The sequence below is a fragment of the Xanthomonas arboricola pv. populi genome (assembly GCF_002939945.1).
Classification (GTDB): Bacteria; Pseudomonadota; Gammaproteobacteria; order Xanthomonadales; family Xanthomonadaceae; genus Xanthomonas; species Xanthomonas arboricola_A.
Map to the genome: position 1 here is coordinate 234,430 of NZ_MDEB01000005.1, position 18,718 is coordinate 253,147.

Sequence of the window (18,718 nt, forward strand, 5' to 3'; positions counted from 1 at the left end):
CATACGCGTACGCGATGACTTGCCGGCAGTCGCATCCACGGCGGTCTAGGGCTGCAGCGGTTCCAGATGCGGCGCCATCACCTCTGCAACCCAATCCATGAACGCACGCACGCGTTGCGGCAGATGGCGACGCTGCGCGTAGAGCAGCGTGACCGGCATCGGTTCCGGTGCAAGGTCGGCAAGCACTTCGATCAGTGCGCCGCTGTCCAGATGCGGGCGTAACGGGCTGGCCGGCGCCTGGATGATGCCCAGGCCCGCCAATGCCGCAGCAAGATAGGCATCGCCGTTGTTGACCGTCACCGGCCCGCGCATCGGCAGTAGCTGGTAGGCGTGTCCGTCGTGGTACTCGAAGCCGGACGAGCGCTGGCCCAGCGTCGGCACGTAATGCACCAGGTCGTGGTGAGCCAGATCGTCCAGGCGCTGCGGCGTGCCCCGTCGTGCGAGGTAGCCGGCACTGGCGCAGTTGACGATGCGAAACGCACCGAGCGGCCGTGCGACCAGGTTGGTGTCTTCGAGCGTACCCACGCGCAACACGCAATCGAAGCCTTCGCGCACCACGTCGACGCGGCGGTCGGTGCCGCTGATTTCCACTTCCAGCTGCGGATGCTGCGCCAGGAACCCTGGCAATGCGGGAATCACGAATGTGCGCGCGATGCCGGAGGACATGTCCACCCGCAGGCGGCCACGCAGCTGGCTGCGTTCGCGCTGAAACATGCTCTGCAACTCGTCCATGTCGTCGAGCAGATCGCGGCTGCGCTGGTAGAACGTAGTGCCGTCACCGGTGAGTTGCACGCGGCGCGTCGTGCGATGCAGGAGCTGCGTGCCGAGCGAGGCCTCGAGCCGCTGCACGGCGGTGGAGACGCTGGCTTTGGGTAGCCCCAGCGTGTCGGCGGCACGCGTAAAGCTGCCGAGCTCTGCCACGCGCAGGAAGGCGCGCAGCGACTCCAGGGTGTCCATCGATTGGTCGAGGCTCTTGAACGGTGCAATCAGGTTGGACTGATTTATGCGATGCGGCAAGCGCAATAGTCTGGGCATGGCGGGCAACGTCACGCCCGTCTCGCGGTCACGGCTGGTTTGTTGATCGCTCCACCTCGCATCCAACACGTACCGGAGTCCATCCATGTCGACCACCACACCGATCACCCTGATTACCGGCGGCAGCCGCGGCCTGGGCCGCAATGCCGCGCTTGCGCTCGCTGCAGCCGGCAGCGACATCGTGCTGACCTACCGCAGCCAGGCAGATGAGGCCGCTGAGGTGGTCGCGCAGATCCACACGCTCGGCCGCCGCGCGCACGCACTGCCGCTGGATGTTGCCGACGCCGGGTCGTTCGCGGCATTCGCCACGCAGCTGAAGCAGGTGCTGGCCGGTTGGGACCGCACGCAGGTCGATGCGCTGGTCAACAACGCGGGCGCCGGGTTGCATGCGGCCATCGCCGACACCACGCCGGCGCAGTTCGATGCCTTGGTCAACCTCCATCTCAAGGGGCCGTATTTCCTGACCCAGGCGCTGTTGCCGCTGATCGCCGATGGCGGACGCATCCTCAATGTGTCCAGTGGCCTGGCACGCTTCGCGCTGCCCGGTGCATCGGCCTACGCGATGATGAAAGGCGGCGTGGAAGTGTTCACCCGCTATCTGGCCAAGGAACTGGGGGCGCGTGGCATCCGTGCCAATACGCTGGCGCCGGGCGCGATCGAAACGGACTTCAACGGCGGCAGCGTGCGCGATAATGCCCAGGTCAACGCGATGGTGTCGTCGGTCACGGCGCTCGGACGTCCAGGGCTGCCGGACGATATCGGGCCGGTGGTCGCTGCGTTACTCGCGCCGGGAACGGGGTGGATCAATGCGCAGCGCATCGAGGTATCGGGCGGGATGCTGATCTGAATGCGAAGGCCTGCGCATCACGCGCAGGCCCGTGTCTGCACCGCCGCTGGACGCATCACTGCAGGGGTTGATCGCCATGCAACACGGGATAGGGATTCAAGATCTCTCCCTTCCACCATTGTTTTTCCGTTCCCAGGCGATGGATCTCGAAGTGCAGATGCGGCGCGGCAGGATCGGCATTGCCGGTGCTGCCGACGTAGCCGATGATCTGGCCGCGCTTGATCGACTGCTTTTCCGCCAGACCGTCGGCATAGCGCTCCAGGTGCGCATAGTAGTAGCAGTACGTCCCGGCCGGGTCGAATTGATAAATGGTCAGGCCGCCGCGTTCGCTGTTGAACAGTTTCTCGACCGTACCGTCTGCCACCGCAATCACCGGCGTGCCGGTCGGCGCAAGAATGTCGATGGCATCGTGCACGCGGCCTTCGCTGCGCGCATCGGTAAACGTATTCTGCAGCTGGCCATTGCTGATGCCTTGCACCGGAATCAGCAGGCCGCTGCCTGCGCTTGCAGCGTCAGGCGAGGGGGCGGATGCTGCTGCGGTTGGCGCGTCTGCAGCACCTGCCGTTCCGGTGGAGGGCGAGGTGGCAACAGCCGGTGTAGCGGCAGCCGGAGCAGCAGCGGAGGATGCCGCCGTTTCAGCGCCTGCCGTTTGGGTCTGCGCTGCAACCGCAGCCGCAGCGGTGGACGCTGGTGCCACCGCTGCCTGCGGCGCCTCGCGTTCCAGCCACCAATAGCCGGCCGCACCAAGCAACACGCCTATCACCAGCATCATCAGCAGTTTCATGCTTACTCCTGCATCACCACCGGCATGGACGGGCCGACCACGCTGGCCAGATTGACCACGTCCCAGTTGGTCAGGCGCACGCAACCATGCGATTCGGTCTTGCCGACATGGCCGGGCTCCGGCGTGCCGTGCAGGCCGTAATGCGGTTTGGACAGATCGATCCACACCCGCCCGACCGGATTGTTCGGGCCGGAGGGCAGGGTGGCCTTTTGGTCGCCCTTCTTCGCGTCCCAGAACAGCTTGGGGTTGTACTTGAACACCGGGTCGCGCGCCACGCCCAGCACCTTCCAGCGGCCGATCGGCAGCGGATCGTGCTTGCTGCCGGAAGACACCGGGAACTGCGCATAGACCTTGCCGTCGGCATCGAACAGGCGCAGCGTCGACTCGGACTTGTCGACCACCAGCTTGGCCGGCTTGGCCAAGGGCGGGGCGCCGTCGATGTTCGGCACCTGGATCACGCCACCGGCCTTGTTCAAGTCCACGCCGGGATTGAGTTGGCGCAGCAGCTCCGGATCGGCATGGAACCGCTCGCCCAGTGCCTCATCCACCGAGGTATACCCGAGCGACGTCAGCTTGGCCTGTTCGGCCGGTCCCTTCGGAATCGGCTGGAACGGTCCGGCCACATCGGCATCGGTGAGCGTGTATTGCACCAGCGCCGGCGTGGTGTCGGCCTGCAAGGCCTGCCAGGTGGGCTCATCCAGCTCGCCGGTCACCTTGACCTTGTGCGCGGCCTGAAACCCGGACACCGCACGCTTCTGATTGGAGCCACGCTTGCCATCGATCTGCCCCGGCGAAAAGTGCGCGCGATCCAGCAGCACCTGTGCGTGCAGATCCGAACGCGGGCCGGTCGGCACGACGGTCGCAGCGGGCGTTGCTGCAGGGGCAGGTGCCGCCGCGGGCTGCGGCGCTTGCGCCAGTGCCGACAGGGAGGTGCCCAGAGCAAGGGCGAGCAAGCAGGCGTGAGCGTGGATGCGTGGTGGCATGAGCAGGTCCGAAAGAGGCATGCGCGCACCTTGCCCGAGCCGCCTGCGTGGTCTGCGTGAAATGGCTGCACCGTGACTGACTGATAGCAGCTATCAAAACTACTGTACAGCCCAGGCGGGCGCGACCGCTGCCCGGAATCGGCATGTACCCCCCGCACGCTCCGTTCCTCCGCGCCCACCTGACAACTGCTCGCTACGTTTTGTTAGCTGCTCTAAGGGCGCAGTAGCGATGCGGGTGAGGAGTGGATACCTGCCATCTCGTGTCCGCGCAGCGGCCGATTAGAGGCCGCCGCGTGCTGCTGATGCTTCCATCCGCACGGCGGAGGGGAGTGGTGCACCATGCACCAATCGATCGCCTGCGTGTCAGTCAGGCGATTGCTTCGGATCGGTGCAGACCCGGTCCCTGCAGCGGCCGACATCGCGCAGCAGCTGTCTGCAGGTCCGCCGTCAGTAGGTGTAGCCCAAGGTCAGCATGTACACCCGCCCGGTCTGCACATAGGCGCCATCGGCACCGGGGTCGTAGGCCATGTAGCGCTTGGACTTGCCCTGGGTTTCGTAGAACGTGGCGGCATTGAGCAGGTTCTTGGCCGACACTCCGACGTCGACATGATGCGGCAGATGATAGGTCGCAGTGACGTCCAGTGACTTGACCGGTTGCAGGTAATAGTTGAGCCGGTCGCTGGTCAGCCCCAGCAATTGCAGGCCGGTGTAGTTGTAGCTCAGGTCGGCGCGCAGGTGCGTATCGTCGTAGAACAGATCCAGGTTGTAGATCCGTTCTGGTGCGCGCGGCAGCCAGGTCTTTTCCGGTTGATCGCTGCGTTTGCTGTCTGCCTGGCTGTGTTGCAGCGTGAGGTTGGCGGTGACGCCGACGTTGCTCCACCGTCCCGGCAAATCCTGCAGGCGCTTGCTCGCTGCCAGCTCCAGTCCATACAGCGTTGCGGTGCCGCCGTTCTGCGGCATGGTCACCGGCACGCCGTTTTCGAAGGTGGTGCCGGTCGGTACCAGCCCGCCCAACGTGTTGTCATTGCTGGTCGCCGATTGCGAGGTGTAGATGAAGCCGGCGATGCGCTTGTAATAGGTCGATGCGCTGAGTACGCCACCGCTGTGGTCGTAGAACTCGGCGGAGAGATCGGCGTTGTCGGCCTTGCTCGGATGCAGATCGGGATTGGGCTTGGAGATGCCGATCACCTGCTGGGTATCGTCGATGGTGTATACCGTCTCGCCGGAAATCAGGCCGAACGCCGGGCGGCTGAAACTGCGGCGCAATGACGCGCGGTACACGGTGAGATCATCCGGCCGATAGTTGATGCTGATACCCGGCAGCACTTGCCCATAGGTGCTGCCGGTGCCGACGAAGCTGCCGGTGCTGCCATCGCCGCTGGATTGCCAGGATTGGGCCGAATAGCGTGTCAACTCGTAGCGCACGCCGGGCAGCACGCTCACCGAGCCGACATGCAGGGCGGCCATCGCATAACCGGAATAGATCGCCTCGGTGCTGGAGGTGGTGTTGGCGTTGTAGTCGTTGGCGGTATAGACACCTGCGCCGTTGGGATCGTTGACATATTTGTATGGCAGCGCCTGCGCAAGCATCCAGTTGCGGTCCAGCAGCTTGAACGGGCCGGCGTAGCGGCCGTCGAACGCGTGGTAGGTGACGCGGCCCGGGATCGCGCTCAGCGCTGGCCCGCCGGCGGTGGGGAATGCGTAGTTGGTGCCACCAAAGTAAGGCCCGTTGGTGACGAAGTTGCCGTCCTTGTGGAAGAACGGGTGATCGTAGGCGCCGCGATCGGAGTGGTCGGCAGACAGGCCGAGCTTGACGCTGTCCAGCAGGTCGCCATCGACCTGGTAGGTGATATCGGTGTGCGCGTTGATGCGGTTGTCGTGGCTGCCGGCGTCATGCCCCTGCACCTTCCACAGCAACGACGAATCCAGGTTGTAGAAGAAGTCCTGCAAGGCAGGCGCGCTCGGCGCGATGCTGGGATAGCGCGGGTTGCCAAGGCCGAAGGCGAAGCTGCCGGGCGTAAAGCCATACAAGCTGGCCGACACGTAGTCCGGGCGGCTGCGGGTGCCGCGACCGACCGAGCTGCCGTAGTCGAAGCGCAAGCGCTCCAGCGTGGTCTGGCCTCCCAGCTGCAGCGTCGCCAGTTTTTCGTCGATATCGTGCGTGTTGAAATAGCCGCCGCGCACCGCGGTGGGCTGGTTGCGATAGGTTTCCAGGCGCGCGCTGGACTGGTCCTGTTGTCCGGTGACGCCGTAGCTGCCGTAGATGGCACGCGCATACAGCGCGCTGTTGTCGCCTTGCCAATCCAGCGAGAGGTTGCCGCCGTAGCGTTCGATCTGGCTGGTGTAGAGGCTGTACTTGTAGCGGGTGCTGATCAACGGCCCGACATCGCGCAGGTCGGTTGCAGCGGCCAATGCGGGATCGGCCGGCAGGTACTTGCTGTTGGGCGCCGGCGCCTGCGCCATGTTGTTGTTCCTGCCGTAATACGCCGATGCGTAGAGGCCGAAGGCATGGCCATCGCCGAATTTCCAGGCCAGCTCCTGCTGGAAGGTGCCGCCGCTGTGCTTGCCGCCCAGCTTCGAGGCCAGCGCGTTGAACTGACCTTGCGCGGTGCTCTTGGCGTAGAGATCCTGGCCGAAGTCGAAGGCATTGGGCGTGCGCATGTCGATCGCGCCGCCGATCGAATCTCCGGGCATGTCGGGTGTGGGGGATTTGGACACCTGCACCGACTGGATGCCGAACGGCGCCAGCATGTTCAACGAGATCGCACGCGTCGACGAATCGGTTTCCGGCATGCCGAAGCCGTTGAGCGTGTAGGCGTTGTAGCTGGCGTCCATGCCGCGAATGCTGACGTAGGCGTTTTCGCCGGTGGTGGCCTGGCCCAGATGCATGTCGCTGTATGCGGACAGGCCCGGCATGTGCGACACGACATCGGCGATGCCGCCCGAGGGGATCGCATCGATCTGCTGCTTGCTCATCACGCTGTTGACGCTGCTGGACAGGCGCTGTTCGTTGAGCGACCCCGGTGTGGCGGCGTGCTTGGCCTGCACGTTCACCGAATCCAGCGTGGTGGTGCCGGGCTCCGGCGTCTCGGCAAACGCAGGGACGGACAGCGCCAGCGCGATAGCGCAGGTCAGGCGATGGGTGGTGCGGGGGGGCTGCATGCAGTTGGCTCGCGTGGTTGGAGAACGTGGGGTGCCCGGCCCTCGTGACGCGGGTACGGGTGTGCAACACCGACGCCTTCCATTGCGACAGGTCTGTGTGTGGTGCGGAGACTGCGACGACGGCCGCGACCTCGACTCAATGCGTGAGGTCGACGCCCTTGCAGTGCGCCTGCGCCAGCTGGGGATTGCAGCGTGCGACCGCAACGCCATCGAAACGCACCACGTAACCGTTGCCTGCCGGCTCATGTGCGGGGAAGTCGGTGCTGAGCAATTGCGCGCCGCTGGCCAGCATGCGGTCGCGGCGGGTGGTGTCGTGTCGCAGCGCTTCCTTCAGGTCTGCGTCGGTCCGCGTGCGCACCAGATAGCCGGCTTTCACCAGCTGGGTGATCGTCTCGGCGGGGCCATCGTTGAGCTCGGTGAACGCGGCATCGTCTTGGCCCGGCACGGCATTGGTGAAGCACACACGTCCGCGCAGCGACGGATGCCCGGGCAGGTAGCTCGTACCGGCCGCGCGTTGGTCGAGCAGGAACACCACCTTGCCGCGTGCCTCACTCAACGACGGCCAGCCATGCGCACGCACCGCGGCGTTGAGCGTGGCTGCGGTGCCACGGACCTGATCGGGGCTGAGGTACTCGCCGGGTCGAAACACCGAGCGCAGTTCGGCATCCAATGCATCCATCGCCGCCGGATCGAACGGCTCCGGCTGCACGGTCGGAAAGGCCAGGTGCACCGGCGCCTGCTTGGTTTCCAGCAGGATGAAGATCGGCACATGCCCGGGGTGCTGCATCGACCACGCGCGCACTTCCTGCAGGCACGCGATCAACGGCTGGCAGGTGCTGCGCTGGTCCAGATCCTGCACATGCATGACTTTGAAGCCCGGTTTGTCCATGACCCCGGCCGGTGCGCTGGGCGCTGCGGGCGGCAAGCCGGCCTTGGCGAGCTGCGCGACGATGGCCGGGTGCGCGTAGCGGCCACCGTTGGCGTCGGCGAAGACATCCAGTTCGAGTTGTCTGACGCCATCGTCCAGTTGTTGCCTCAGCGGCGGATGGCGGTAATCCAGTGCGGCGAACAATTCCGGATTCAGTTGTTGCAGCAGCGTCGCTTCGCTGGGGGCGAAGCCGGCGTGGTAGCTGTTGTGGCTGCCGATGTATTGCAGATCGGTAAGGCGAGGCGTGGCATGCGCGGTCACGCCGGCCATCAGCAGCAGGCCAAGGCATGTAGTGCTGCGCGTGTTGCTCGGCTTCGCGCGCGCTGGCGTCGCTCTGCGGTCATCGCCTGGATTCACAGCCGAAACAACGAATAAGCAGCGCATGCAGCCAGGCCGGAAAGAAGGTGCTCGCCATCATCCGGGCCAAATCTGACGCAAGGCTTTCCGCCGTATTGCCGTCGTGCGTCACAGTGCGGAAAACGCGCCATGGCATCGTTTTTCGCGACATGGACGCTTCAGGGCACTCTGGTCTTCTGCAAGGCATACGCCAGCAGCCGTGCCTGCACGCGTTCGGCGATGCTGCGTGGCGCCTCCAATGCCATCCGTTGCAGGCAGGCGGCGTCGTGTGCATCGCCCGTATCGCGTGACAGCAGTGCGCGGCAGACGGTCGTCAGCTTTGCGCCGTTGCCGGCGGTTGCACGTTTGAGCCAGCTCAGGGCGCGCAGCAGGTGTTGTTCGACATCGGTGAAGTCGCTGCCGAGCGGGTAGTCGGGCAGGCTGCCGTCGCGGCGGAACGGCGCCAGCGCCTGCTCCAGCGCCTGCGGTGTGTTGCGTTGCGCACGTGCAGGCAGTGCAGGGTCGCCACGCAGCTTGCGCGATGCCTTGGCAGTCGCCAGCAATGCGTCCTGGAAGCGTGCATCGCAGATGCCGGCCATCGCCAGTACGCAGTCCTGATCGGTCTGGTGGCGCAGGTCGGCGATGCCGTACTCGCTGATGTACAGATCGCGCAGATGGCGCGGGATGGTGGTGTGCCCGTAGTTCCAGCGCACATTGCTCGCTGCGTGTCCACCGGCATCGCGCGTGGCCCGCAGCATCAATGCGCTGCGCGCCTGCGGCAAGGCATGCGCCATCGCCACGAAGTTGTACTGGCCGCCGACACCGGAGACCACACGGCCATCTTCCAGCCCATCGGACACCGCCGCACCGAGCGCGGTTGCCATCATGCAGGAGTTGAAGAAGCGCGCATCGCGGCGTTGCAGGCGCTCCAGCGTTTCGTTGCTGCCATACAGCTGATTGATCTCGCTGATGCGGCGCATGCCGATGGCATCGCGCGTGTCCGCGTCCAGATCGCGTAGCCATTGGTAGAAATCCGGCGAGCCGAGATAGAACGCGCCGTGCAGAAACTCGCCTTCGCGTGCCAGGCGCGCGCGATCGACCGCGTCGGCGCTACCGTCGGCGATGCGCTGCATCAGCGCCAGATCGTCGTGCACCTTGCGGCGGATCACCCCGCTGTCCACCAACTGCTTGAAACCTTCATTGAGCATTTCGCTGCAGCCGTACAGGCCGATCTCGAACGGCGCCAGGCCACCGCTGGCGCGCACGGCAGGGTGCTGTTCCAGTTCCGGGTCCAGCGCATGCAGTACGCGCCGGTAGGTGGCGTTGTCGGTATGCCGCAATACCAGCGCATGGCTCAGCGCATCGGCCAGGGCGCCGATGCCGATCTGCAAGGTGCCGCCGTCGCGGACCAGCGTGCTGGCATACAGACCGATGGCGTAGTCGACGGTGTTCACCGGTTGCCTGGGCAACCCGAACAGGCGCGGCGACGGACCGGGCAGGTCGATCACCAGATCGAAGAACGCCTCCTCCACGGCCGCACTTCCATCGATCCACGGCAGTTGCGTGTCCACTTCCGCCACCAGCATGGGGCGCGGCAAGCCGAGTGCCTGCACCGCATCCAGCGTGTCCTGGGTGATGTCGTTGTTGCACGACAACGACAGCCGCGTGCCGCCCGGTTCGCGCGCCACCTTCTGCACGATCAGGTTCGGCGCGCGCTGCGCCACCGCTGCGGCAGCGTGGGTGTAATTGAGACTCGTGTAGTCGGCCTGCGCCTGGGTGGAGTGCAGCAGCCCGCCGGACTGCATGTAGAACTCTTCCACCTGCACATGCGCCGGCAGCGCATCGCGCAGCATGTCATCGACGTAGGCAAGACGCGGGAAATCCTCACCGAAATGGCGCGCAATGAACGGTGCCGCAAAGCGCGCCTCCAGTCCTGCGCCGGGCTTGGGCGGATTGAGTGACAACGCCGTGTACAGCGCCAGCGGCCGCGCCGGGGTGTGCTTGAGCTGCGCATACAGCGCGTTCAACAACCGGTGCGGCTTGCCGATGCCCAACGGCGCGCCGACGCGCAGCGGGCCATCGAGACGCTGCAGGATATGCGCAACAGCGCTGGGCAGGTCGGTCAGGTGTTCGGTCATCGGTCCAGGGTAGCCGAGGCGATGGTGGGGTGGTTAACCGGATCGCCGACAAGGCCGGGTCGATGCCCGCGTTTCCCGCAAGGCGATCGAGAACGGACTTGACAGGCGTAAGGTTTACATGCGTAATCGATAAAAATTACGGATGTAATCGCATGTCGATCAGTGACGCCGAAGCGGTGGTGATGCAGGTGCTCTGGGACGCGGCGCCACGCAGCGCCGACGACGTGGTCGGCGCGCTGGCAGGGCACAGCGACTGGGCTGAGCCGACTGTGAAAACCTTGCTCAACCGCCTGCTCGGCAAGGGCGCCATCCGCGCGGTGAAACAAGGGCGACGCTATCTCTACTCGCCGGTGCTGGCGCGCGAGCAGTGGGTGCAGCAGCAGAGCGAGGGATTGCTGCAACGCCTGTTCGGTGGGCGGGTGGCGCCACTGGTGGCGCACTTCAGCGAGCGCGGAAAACTCAGCGCATCCGACATCGCGGAACTGAAAAAACTGATCAAGGAGTTGGACGATGAACCCTGAGGCCTGGGTCTTGCTGTCGCGCGCGACGCTCTACATCAGCGCTGCGCTGCTGGTCTGTCTGCTCCTGCGTCGCCCACTGCGCAATTTGTTGGGTGCCGCCGCGGCGTATGCGATCTGGTCCTGCGTACCGCTGGCCCTGGTGGCGGCCTTGTTGCCCGGCCCGTCTCTGGGTGTCGTGGTGCCGAGGTTGCCGGCGCTGACTGCCATGCCGGCGCTCTCCAGCGTGCATGGCGAAGGTCGTGCGTGGGCAACATGGCTGGCAGTGGCGTGGCTGGGTGGTACGGTGGTGATGGCGATCGGAGTGTGGACGCGGCAACGGCGTTTCATGCGCAGCCTGGGGCCGTTGCACCGGCTCAACGACCGGCTCTGGTCGGCCGCGTGCGATGCCGGTCTTCCTGCATCGTTGGGACTCTGGCGTCCGCGCATCGTGCTGCCGGCGGATTTCAGTGAGCGTTACAACGCCGATGAGCGCGCCCTGATCCTGGCGCATGAGCGCATGCATCTGCGCCGCGGCGACCTGCATGCCAATCTGCTGGCGGCACTGATGCTCTGCATCGGCTGGTTCAACCCGCTGATGCATCTGGGCTGGCGTGCGTTCCGGCTGGATCAGGAGCTGGCCTGCGATGCGGCCGTGCTGGCGCAACATCCGGGCAAGCGCCGCAGTTACGCCACCGCCATGCTCAAGACTCAGCTTGGAGGAGACTTTACGCCGCTCGCCTGTCATTGGGCTGCATCGCATCCGTTGACGCAGCGGATCGCGGCGCTGCGCGGTTTGCCCATCGCTGCCGGACGTGCGCGTTGGCGCGTGGCAATGGTACTGCTGCTGGCGGCGGGGATCAGCACCGCCGCCTGGGCCGTGCAGCCGGCACGCATTGCGTTAGCGGCACAACCGGCGCTGGCGGCCGGCAACGCGGTGGATTTCGCCACGATGCAACCGCCGAGATATCCGGCAGCCGCGGTCGACAGCGGCATCGAGGGCTTTGTCGAACTGCAGATCGAGATCAGTCCAGGCGGCGTACCGCGGCACATCGCCGTCGTGCAGAGCATGCCGGCCGGCGTGTTCGATCGAGCGGTGCTGGAGGCAGCGCGCCGGTGGCGGCTGAAACCTGCCTATGCACATGGCAAGGCGATTGCTTCCACGGTGCGCGTGCCGGTGAAGTTCGAAATGGATGCGCCGGAGCAAACGTCTACCGATGCCGATGCCAGGGCCGCGCGCTCGGAGGCGCCAGCATCCAACCGCCTTGCCGGTTGTGCTTCAGCAGGCTGCGCAATGCAGGAGAGGCCGTGATGCAATCTAGAGCAGCCAGCAAAACGACTGCACAACTGTCAGGCGGGCGCGGCCGGTGCCCAGGATTGGCATGTACCACTCGTACACCCCGGTTCCTGCGCGCTGGCCACGGCCACCCGACGATTGCTCGCCACGTGTTGTCGGCCGCCCTCGCGCCGACCTGCGCTGCAATCCTGGCGCTGTCGCTTGGCGCATGTGCAACGCAAGGCGTGCAGGAACAGCAGCGCAGCCAGCGCGAAGATTCGGTGGACCAGCGCATGCTGAGCGCGCAGTCGGGCGGTGAGGGCGGCGGCTCCATCCAGCCTTACACACTGGCGCCGGCGCAGCGCTTCCGGATGCCGCGCGCGCTGCGCAGCGCGGCGCCGACGCTGCCGGCCGATTCGCCACGGAAGAGCTTGCCGCCGACCACCGTGTGCGCGCATGTGATCCTGACCGCCGAAGGCCTAGTACAGCGCGTCGACCCCATGTCCGATCGCGACGAATGCGCGGCCGGTCTGCTGCCGGACAACGCCGATCTGCTGCAGGCGGTGCGTACCACGGTACAGCAATGGCGGTTCGTGCCGGCCGCACTGTGCACGTTTGCCGCCGGCGTGGCGCAGCCGGCAGCGCTGGACGACTGCAGCGGCGCGATCAGCCAGGAACCGGTACCGGTGACGCTGTCGTTCGCGTTCACCTTCGAAGTGCGGCAGGGCAAGGTCAGCGTGCGCACCGACAAGGCCGCGCACTGAGCGTGCGCATCGCTGCCATCAGAGCATGTCGGGTGCGAACAGACGCCGCCGCGAGACTTCGTCGCCGGACAGCATGAAGCGGCCATCGCCGCGGTAGTGCACCGTCCTGGGCAGCGCGGGCCGCTTGGCCACCTGCGCGCTTATCACTTCCCATACAAAGAGGGCGTGGCGGTTGATCTGCCGACCGTCGTGCAGGCGGCATTCGAAACTGGCGTAGCACTCGGCGATGGCTGGCGCTGCGACCCGTTGGCCGGGGACGGCAGTCAGTCCGAAGTGGTCGAACTTGTCCATCTGTGCACCGCTGCTGTTGCCGATGCCGATCACGGTGTCGAGCAGCTCGGCCGTCGGCAGGTTGATCACGCACTGTTTGCTGCGCCTGACCAGTTCGAAGCTGTGGTTGCCGCGAGCGATGCAGCAGGCGATCAGCGAGGGCGAAAACTCCAGCACCATATGCCAGCCCATGGTCATGATGTCGCGCTGGCCCTTGTGGGCCGAGCTCACCAGCACCACCGGGCCGGGTTCGAGGAAGCGGCGCGCCTGTTCCACCGGGAATGCATGTTTTCGATACTGTTTCATGGACACTCCAGGTGATTGGATGCGGTGATCGTCGGTGCCGATGCGCTCATCCCAGTCCATGCACGCTATCGGCGATGCGTTGTACTTCATCGGGATTGTGGCTGACGTACAACATCGGCAGACGGATCTCGTCGCGCACGCGCTGCAGGTAGGGAATCAGTTCTTCGCGTCGCGCCTGATCCAGTGCCGACAAGGGCTCGTCGAACAACAGGATCGCCGGTTGCGACAACAAGGCGCGGCCGATCGCCACGCGCTGCGCTTCGCCCCCGGACAGATTGCGCGGCCGGCGTTGCAGCAACGGCGCGATACCCAGCAGCGCCACCACATCGTCGAAGCCGAATGGCGCCGCGCCACGGGCATGCCGGCCGTAACGTAGATTGCGGCGCACATCCAGATGCGGAAACAGCCGCGCATCCTGAAACACGTAGCCGATCCTGCGCTTGTGCGTGGGCAGGTTGATGTCTTGCCGGGCGTCGTACAGGCAGCGCCCGTCGATGCGGATATGCCCGGCCTGCGGCCGCACCAGCCCGGCGATTGCGTTGAGCACCGTGGTCTTGCCCGCACCGGAAGGGCCGACCAGGGCCACTACGCGCGCCTGGTCCTGGATGTGGATATGCCGTTGGAAATTGCCGCGCTGCAGGTGCAGGTCGATATCGAGCATCAGCCGTCCTCGCGTGGATGCGGTCTACGCACCAGCCACTCGGACAGCAGCAGCGCCGCCAGCGAGATCGCCAACGCAACGCCGGCCAGCCGCCACACGCCCGATTCCATGCCCGGCACCTGCATCAGCCCGTAGATGGCCGACGACAAGGTCTGGGTTTCGCCAGGAATATTGGACACGAAGGTGATGGTCGCGCCGAATTCGCCCAGGGCCTTGGCGAACGCCAGCACCATGCCGGCCACCAGGCCCGGCCAGGCCAGCGGCAAGGTGATGCTGAAGAACACCCGCCACGGGCCCGCGCCGAGCGTGGCGGCGGCCGCTTCCAGACGGCGGTCGGTCGCTTCGATGGACAAGCGGATCGCGCGCACCATCAGCGGGAATCCCATCACCGCGCATGCCAGCGCCGCGCCGGTCCAGCGGAACGCGAACTGGATGCCGAGATGTTGCAGCAACCAGCTGCCGACCGGCCCCTGCGTGCCCAGCACCACCAGCAGCGCGTAGCCGGTCACCACCGGTGGCATCACCAGCGGCAGATGCAGCAGGGCGTCCAGCAGCGCCTTGCCCGGGAAGCGCCGCCGCGCCAGCAGCCAGCCGCAGGCGATGCCCGGCGGCAGGCTGGCGATGGCCGCAACGATGGCGACCTTGAGACTCAGGCCGATCGCGGTCAGCTCCTGCGGTGTGAACATCGACAACGGCGCGTCTCAATCCTGCAACGAGAAACCACGGCGAACGAAGATCGCCCTGGCCGGCTTGCTGCCCAGCCATTGCACGAACGCGGCGGTGCCGGCATTGCTGCTGTTCTTCAAGGCGGCCACCGGATACACGATGGCATCGTGGCTGTCGTCGGGGAAGGTGGCGACCACGCGGACCTTGGGGTCGGCGCGTGCATCCGAGCCGTACACGATGCCCAGCGGGGCTTCGCCGCGCGACACCAGCATCAATGCGGCGCGCACGCTTTCCGACTCGGCCAGACGATTGCGCACGCCATCCCACTGGCCGAGTTTACGCAGCGCTGCGGCGGCATACTTGCCGGCCGGCACGCTGTTGGTCTGGCCAACCGCCAACCGACCGCTGTCGCCGAGCGCCTTGGCAATCGCGCCCGGCTGGCGCGGATCCACACGCAGCGTGCTGGTGGCCGGGGCGATCAGCACCAGGGTATTGCCGAGCAGGTTGCGACGCTGCGCCGGCACGACCAGGCCGCGCTGCTGCAGATAATCCATCCATTCCAGGTCGGCCGAAAAGAACACGTCTGCCGGTGCGCCTTGTTCGATCTGGCGTGCCAATGCAGAGCTGGCGGCGTAGGACACGCGCACGGGTGTGCCGGTTGCCTTTTCGTAAGCGGCCGCAGCCTCGTCCATCGATTCCTTCAGGCTTGCAGCAGCGAACACCGTCACCGGCGCGGTCTGCGCAGTGGCCAGGACGGGCAGGGCAAGCATCAGCACGCAGAAGGCGCGCTGCCAAAAACCGATCGTGCGCATGGGAAGCTCCAGCTGGGTCAGACACCGATCATAGCGGCTGCGCGTCATCGGCCGCGTCGCGGTCACGCTGGCGCGTCAGCGAACCAGCCCATCGCAACGGCCGGCCTGCAGGTTGGTCTGCAATGCCGGCCGGATCAGCTTGGGCTCGGGCAGTGTGGCATCGCGGGCCTGGCGCTGCGCCACGAATGCATCGATCTCCACCCCGTCGCGCACGTGGATATTGCTGCGCCGCTGTTCGCCGATGCTGGTCTGATACGCCACGCTGCGGCCGCCCGGGCCGTAGTCGTGGCAGACGAACACGCGGGTGTCTTGCGGTAGCGCGTACATGCGCTGGATCGAGGCGAACAGTTGCCGTGCGTCGCCACCGGGGAAATCGCAGCGCGCGGTGCCGGCGTCCGGCATGAACAACGAATCGCCGGGGAACAGCGCATCGCCGATCAGATACGCGATGCTGTCGCTGGTATGCCCAGGTACCGCGATGACACGCACCTGCAGCTTGCCCAGAGCGAAGCGCTCGTCATCGGCGAACAGGTGATCGAACTGCGAGCCATCGGCACGGAAGTCGTCCGGCAACGCGCAGCGTGGCGCAAGCGTCTGTTGCACGTCCCGGATGCCGTCACCGATGCCGATGCGTGCCTGCGGCCAGTGTTGCTTCAGCCACTGCGCGGCAGACAGGTGATCGGCATGCGCATGGGTTTCCAGCAGCCACTGCACCTGCCAGCCGTGGTGGGTGATGGCATCGACAATGGCCTGGGCGGCGCGCGTGCTCGCCTGGCCGGTGTCGGCCGCATAGTCCAGCGCCGGATCGATCACCGCTGCCGCTCCGGTCGCCGCGTCGGCGACCACATAGGTGAAGGTGTTGCTGTCGGCGTGGAAGAACGCAAGCACCTCGGGCTGCATCGGCGTCTCCATCTCAGGGCGCGGCCAGCGCCGCATTGAGCACGGCGGCCAGTCGGTCGCCGGCCTCGCGCAATCGGGTCTCGGCAAGCGGACGATAAGTCGCGATGTAGTCGTCCGGCAACACGTGCTTGCTCGGATAGACGCCCGGCGTGATCGCGATCCTGCAGGAGGCCTGCGCCCAGGCCGCAGCCGGCGGTGGCAGCACCGGTGATGTCGCAGCGGTCGCCGGCAACGCCAGCAGGCGTTGCAGATAGGCATCGTCGCCAAGCTGACGATCGTTGAGCATGCCGCTGTCCCACAGCGCATGCAGGTTGCTGCCCTTGCCTGCGACCTGCAGCTGAAATGCATTGCCGCCCTTGTCGTGCGCGTAGCCGGCATGCATCGGCTGATGGATGTCGCCGACAAAATGCACCACGAACTTCAGGGCCTGCCGACGCACGTCCAGGGGCTGGCTGCGATCGGCAAGCAGCGCGGTCTGCCGATCCAGCGCGGCGATCACGCAGTTGCCGTCCGGGCAGTCGCGCGGCGGCTCGTACGTACAGTCGTGCTCGCCAAGATTGACGTAATGCCACGGGCCGGAGCGCTTGCCCAGGTCCGGATCATGCTCGCGCAATTCGTCGGCCCAGGTGGCGACACCGGCCAATGTCGGGTTGGCTTCGCCTTTGAGCAATTGCACCACCTGCGCTTGCGCCTGCGGGCTCAGTTCAGTCTCGGCAATGCGCGCCACCAGACGGTGGCCCTGCGGCCCCCAGGCGAAGGCGCCGATGGGCTGGAGTGCCGCGGCAACGGTTGCGGCAAGAATGAGGATGCGAGGGGAGAAGGTCTTCATCCGGCAATTGTACGCATCGGTCCGGGACGGTTTGATGGCCGTGCCCTGTCCAACCACAGCCACGGCTCAGCGTGGCGTCTGCGGCAGGCTCAGAAGTACACCAGGTACGACACGCCATAGGTCAGCGGATCGATCCGCGCCTTGCCCAGCCGGCTGCCATTGAAGTCCACGTTGCTGCGCGAATCGGTCCAGCGCGCATCCACCCGCAAGCCGCTGCGCTCGTTGAAGATGAAGTCCACACCGACATGCGCGGTGGCGCCCACCGAGTCGTCGAAGCTCAGGTCGCCATTGCCGAAGGCGTCATCCACGTCCTCGCCGAGATACGTGGTGTAGTTGATGCCGATGCCCACGAACGGCGACACCGTGCCGTAGCCGTTGATGTGGTACTGCAACAGCACGCTCGGCGGCACCGACCAGTAGCTGCCCACCTTGCCGACGCCCTCAAGCTCCAGATCGTGCTTGCCCGACACCGCGGCATGCACCTCGATGCCGAGGTTGTTGCGCAGGAAGTATTCGTAGGTGAACGACAGCGCCGGGGCGCCCTTGATCTCGGCACGCGTGCCACCGAAGCTGCCGCTGTCGGACTTGGGCGAGACATAGCCGGCGCCGTAGCCAGTGGTCCAGTGGCCGGCCGATTGTGCAAGGGCGGGTGCGGCCAAGGTGGCCAGTGCGATGGCGAGGGCGGTACGGATCAGCATGCTCATGGAATCCCCGGATAGGTCGGACAGGCGGTCGACGTGACCAACCTGTCCGCAACTCCGGCGGTGGATTCACGTCCCTGGACGCCAAGTGTGCCAGAGATGCATCGCGCACGCTGCCGGGCTCAGAACCGGTGTACGTAGGCCACGCCGTAGACCAGCGGGTCGATGTTGACCGTGCCGATGCGGTTGCCATCCAGGCGCGCTTCGGTATCGATGTCGATCCAGCGCAGGTTCACCCGCAGCGCGCCGCGCTCGCTGAGCTTGTAGTCCACGCCCGCGTGCAGTGCCAGGCCCCAGGAATCGTCCAGTTCCAGCTCGCTGCCGGCCAGCGCGCCGCGCGTGTCTGTGCTGAAGAAACGGGTGTAGTTGATGCCCGCGCCAACGAACGGCGAGAGCTTGCCCTGGCTGTTGAAGTGGTACTGCAGCGAAATCACCGGCGGCAGATGCTTGGTACTGCCGACACGCCCCAGGCCACGGAGCGCGATGTCGTGCTCGAACGGCAGCGCAGCCAGTACTTCGATGCCCAGGTTGTCAGCGATGAAGTATTCCGCGGTGAAGGTGGGCTTGATGTCCTTGCCGACGTCCGCCTCCAGCGTACCGCCGACCAGACGGCCGTTATCGGACTTGGGCGCGACCTGGTGGGCACCGATGGCAACGGTCCAGTCGCCTTTGGATTGAGCCAGTGCGGGGACGCTGGCGAAGGTGGCGGCCAGGCCGGCGAGGAGAAGGGTAGAGCGCATGCGCATGGAAAGTCTCGTTGTGTGCAGAGGATGGAGGAAGTCTTGGGGCTTTGCCCGATGGATGCCTTGATCCTGATCAATCC

18 protein-coding genes and 2 other RNA genes are annotated in these 18,718 nt (G+C 65.9%); 6 read left to right on the forward strand and 14 right to left on the reverse strand.

Annotation, left to right across the window (positions count from 1 at the left end; translation table 11 throughout):
* Window positions 1-45 precede the first annotated feature (45 nt).
* Window positions 46-1,023 carry a LysR family transcriptional regulator gene (locus XaplCFBP3123_RS14900; RefSeq protein WP_172453297.1) on the reverse strand — a complete coding sequence of 326 codons (978 nt, stop codon included), beginning with the start codon at window positions 1,021-1,023 and terminating at the stop codon, window positions 46-48.
* 97 nt (window positions 1,024-1,120) lie between these two features.
* Here XaplCFBP3123_RS14900 and XaplCFBP3123_RS14905 point away from each other — a divergent pair, with 97 nt between their 5' ends.
* A complete protein-coding gene (locus XaplCFBP3123_RS14905; protein WP_104534741.1) occupies window positions 1,121-1,882 on the forward strand; it encodes an SDR family NAD(P)-dependent oxidoreductase in 762 nt (253 codons plus the stop codon).
* A 55-nt stretch (window positions 1,883-1,937) separates the two neighbouring features.
* Here the strand turns inward: XaplCFBP3123_RS14905 and XaplCFBP3123_RS14910 are convergent, their stop codons facing one another.
* Window positions 1,938-2,666, reverse strand: a complete 729-nt coding sequence (locus XaplCFBP3123_RS14910; RefSeq protein ID WP_104534742.1) for a M23 family metallopeptidase — start codon at window positions 2,664-2,666, stop codon at window positions 1,938-1,940.
* A 2-nt stretch (window positions 2,667-2,668) separates the two neighbouring features.
* A complete protein-coding gene (locus XaplCFBP3123_RS14915) occupies window positions 2,669-3,592 on the reverse strand; it encodes a L,D-transpeptidase family protein (RefSeq protein WP_172453298.1) in 924 nt (307 codons plus the stop codon).
* A gap of 200 nt (window positions 3,593-3,792) precedes the next feature.
* On the opposite strand from XaplCFBP3123_RS14915, the gene XaplCFBP3123_RS14920 reads away from it, so the two are divergent.
* Window positions 3,793-3,858, forward strand: a non-coding RNA gene (locus XaplCFBP3123_RS14920) — sX9 sRNA.
* A gap of 238 nt (window positions 3,859-4,096) precedes the next feature.
* Here XaplCFBP3123_RS14920 and XaplCFBP3123_RS14925 read toward each other — a convergent pair.
* From XaplCFBP3123_RS14925 to XaplCFBP3123_RS14935, 3 genes are all read right to left on the reverse strand, one after another.
* Window positions 4,097-6,811: a TonB-dependent receptor gene (locus XaplCFBP3123_RS14925; protein ID WP_104534744.1), complete on the reverse strand. Its 2,715-nt coding sequence runs from the start codon at window positions 6,809-6,811 to the stop codon at window positions 4,097-4,099.
* 136 nt (window positions 6,812-6,947) lie between these two features.
* Window positions 6,948-8,123 (reverse strand): phosphatidylinositol-specific phospholipase C1-like protein, encoded by a 1,176-nt coding sequence (locus XaplCFBP3123_RS14930; protein WP_429001631.1) that lies wholly within the window; start codon window positions 8,121-8,123, stop codon window positions 6,948-6,950.
* A gap of 131 nt (window positions 8,124-8,254) precedes the next feature.
* A complete protein-coding gene (locus XaplCFBP3123_RS14935; RefSeq protein WP_104534746.1) occupies window positions 8,255-10,213 on the reverse strand; it encodes an acetyl-CoA hydrolase/transferase C-terminal domain-containing protein in 1,959 nt (652 codons plus the stop codon).
* A 152-nt stretch (window positions 10,214-10,365) separates the two neighbouring features.
* On the opposite strand from XaplCFBP3123_RS14935, the gene XaplCFBP3123_RS14940 reads away from it, so the two are divergent.
* From XaplCFBP3123_RS14940 to XaplCFBP3123_RS14955, 4 genes are all read left to right on the forward strand, one after another.
* Window positions 10,366-10,734: a BlaI/MecI/CopY family transcriptional regulator gene (locus XaplCFBP3123_RS14940; RefSeq protein WP_104534747.1), complete on the forward strand. Its 369-nt coding sequence runs from the start codon at window positions 10,366-10,368 to the stop codon at window positions 10,732-10,734.
* Window positions 10,724-12,022: a TonB family protein gene (locus XaplCFBP3123_RS14945; RefSeq protein WP_104534748.1), complete on the forward strand. Its 1,299-nt coding sequence runs from the start codon at window positions 10,724-10,726 to the stop codon at window positions 12,020-12,022. The genes XaplCFBP3123_RS14940 and XaplCFBP3123_RS14945 overlap by 11 nt, the downstream gene beginning before the upstream one ends.
* Window positions 12,023-12,092: 70 nt before the next feature.
* Window positions 12,093-12,168: non-coding RNA, sX9 sRNA (locus XaplCFBP3123_RS14950), on the forward strand.
* Window positions 12,157-12,750, forward strand: a complete 594-nt coding sequence (locus tag XaplCFBP3123_RS14955; RefSeq protein ID WP_104534818.1) for a hypothetical protein — start codon at window positions 12,157-12,159, stop codon at window positions 12,748-12,750. Before XaplCFBP3123_RS14950 ends, XaplCFBP3123_RS14955 begins: the two co-directional genes overlap by 12 nt.
* An 18-nt stretch (window positions 12,751-12,768) precedes the next feature.
* Here the strand turns inward: XaplCFBP3123_RS14955 and XaplCFBP3123_RS14960 are convergent, their stop codons facing one another.
* The 8 genes from XaplCFBP3123_RS14960 to XaplCFBP3123_RS14995 form a co-directional block, all read right to left on the reverse strand.
* A complete protein-coding gene (locus XaplCFBP3123_RS14960; protein WP_104534749.1) occupies window positions 12,769-13,326 on the reverse strand; it encodes a flavin reductase family protein in 558 nt (185 codons plus the stop codon).
* A 46-nt stretch (window positions 13,327-13,372) separates the two neighbouring features.
* The gene (gene modC, locus XaplCFBP3123_RS14965; RefSeq protein ID WP_104534750.1) at window positions 13,373-13,987 is read right to left on the reverse strand and encodes a molybdenum ABC transporter ATP-binding protein; all 615 of its coding nucleotides are present in this window, start codon (window positions 13,985-13,987) and stop codon (window positions 13,373-13,375) included.
* Entirely contained in the window at window positions 13,987-14,673 is a 687-nt protein-coding gene (gene modB, locus XaplCFBP3123_RS14970) for a molybdate ABC transporter permease subunit (protein WP_172453300.1), read from the reverse strand. Before modB ends, modC begins: the two co-directional genes overlap by 1 nt.
* Before the next feature lie 15 nt (window positions 14,674-14,688).
* Window positions 14,689-15,465, reverse strand: coding sequence for a molybdate ABC transporter substrate-binding protein (gene modA, locus XaplCFBP3123_RS14975; protein ID WP_104534752.1), 777 nt, complete (start codon window positions 15,463-15,465; stop codon window positions 14,689-14,691).
* 75 nt (window positions 15,466-15,540) lie between these two features.
* Complete coding sequence (locus XaplCFBP3123_RS14980; protein ID WP_104534819.1) at window positions 15,541-16,365, reverse strand: MBL fold metallo-hydrolase; 825 nt, start codon at window positions 16,363-16,365, stop codon at window positions 15,541-15,543.
* Window positions 16,366-16,378: 13 nt separating this feature from the next.
* Window positions 16,379-17,194, reverse strand: coding sequence for a S1/P1 nuclease (locus XaplCFBP3123_RS14985; RefSeq protein WP_104534753.1), 816 nt, complete (start codon window positions 17,192-17,194; stop codon window positions 16,379-16,381).
* An 89-nt stretch (window positions 17,195-17,283) separates the two neighbouring features.
* Window positions 17,284-17,898: an OmpW/AlkL family protein gene (locus XaplCFBP3123_RS14990; protein WP_104534754.1), complete on the reverse strand. Its 615-nt coding sequence runs from the start codon at window positions 17,896-17,898 to the stop codon at window positions 17,284-17,286.
* A gap of 119 nt (window positions 17,899-18,017) precedes the next feature.
* Complete coding sequence (locus tag XaplCFBP3123_RS14995) at window positions 18,018-18,641, reverse strand: OmpW/AlkL family protein (RefSeq protein ID WP_104534755.1); 624 nt, start codon at window positions 18,639-18,641, stop codon at window positions 18,018-18,020.
* Window positions 18,642-18,718 lie beyond the last annotated feature (77 nt).

Bases quoted from the DNA above. Each gene is read 5' to 3' on its own strand.
- XaplCFBP3123_RS14905 (WP_104534741.1), top strand. From the start codon at position 1,121: ATGTCGACCACCACACCGATCACCCTGATTACCGGCGGCAGCCGCGGC.
- XaplCFBP3123_RS14910 (WP_104534742.1), bottom strand. From the start codon at position 2,666: ATGAAACTGCTGATGATGCTGGTGATAGGCGTGTTGCTTGGTGCGGCC.
- XaplCFBP3123_RS14925 (WP_104534744.1), bottom strand. From the start codon at position 6,811: ATGCAGCCCCCCCGCACCACCCATCGCCTGACCTGCGCTATCGCGCTG.
- XaplCFBP3123_RS14930 (WP_429001631.1), bottom strand. From the start codon at position 8,123: ATGCGCTGCTTATTCGTTGTTTCGGCTGTGAATCCAGGCGATGACCGC.
- XaplCFBP3123_RS14935 (WP_104534746.1), bottom strand. From the start codon at position 10,213: ATGACCGAACACCTGACCGACCTGCCCAGCGCTGTTGCGCATATCCTG.
- XaplCFBP3123_RS14940 (WP_104534747.1), top strand. From the start codon at position 10,366: ATGTCGATCAGTGACGCCGAAGCGGTGGTGATGCAGGTGCTCTGGGAC.
- XaplCFBP3123_RS14945 (WP_104534748.1), top strand. From the start codon at position 10,724: ATGAACCCTGAGGCCTGGGTCTTGCTGTCGCGCGCGACGCTCTACATC.
- XaplCFBP3123_RS14960 (WP_104534749.1), bottom strand. From the start codon at position 13,326: ATGAAACAGTATCGAAAACATGCATTCCCGGTGGAACAGGCGCGCCGC.
- modC (WP_104534750.1), bottom strand. From the start codon at position 13,987: ATGCTCGATATCGACCTGCACCTGCAGCGCGGCAATTTCCAACGGCAT.
- modB (WP_172453300.1), bottom strand. From the start codon at position 14,673: ATGTTCACACCGCAGGAGCTGACCGCGATCGGCCTGAGTCTCAAGGTC.
- modA (WP_104534752.1), bottom strand. From the start codon at position 15,465: ATGCGCACGATCGGTTTTTGGCAGCGCGCCTTCTGCGTGCTGATGCTT.
- XaplCFBP3123_RS14980 (WP_104534819.1), bottom strand. From the start codon at position 16,365: ATGCAGCCCGAGGTGCTTGCGTTCTTCCACGCCGACAGCAACACCTTC.
- XaplCFBP3123_RS14985 (WP_104534753.1), bottom strand. From the start codon at position 17,194: ATGAAGACCTTCTCCCCTCGCATCCTCATTCTTGCCGCAACCGTTGCC.
- XaplCFBP3123_RS14990 (WP_104534754.1), bottom strand. From the start codon at position 17,898: ATGAGCATGCTGATCCGTACCGCCCTCGCCATCGCACTGGCCACCTTG.
- XaplCFBP3123_RS14995 (WP_104534755.1), bottom strand. From the start codon at position 18,641: ATGCGCATGCGCTCTACCCTTCTCCTCGCCGGCCTGGCCGCCACCTTC.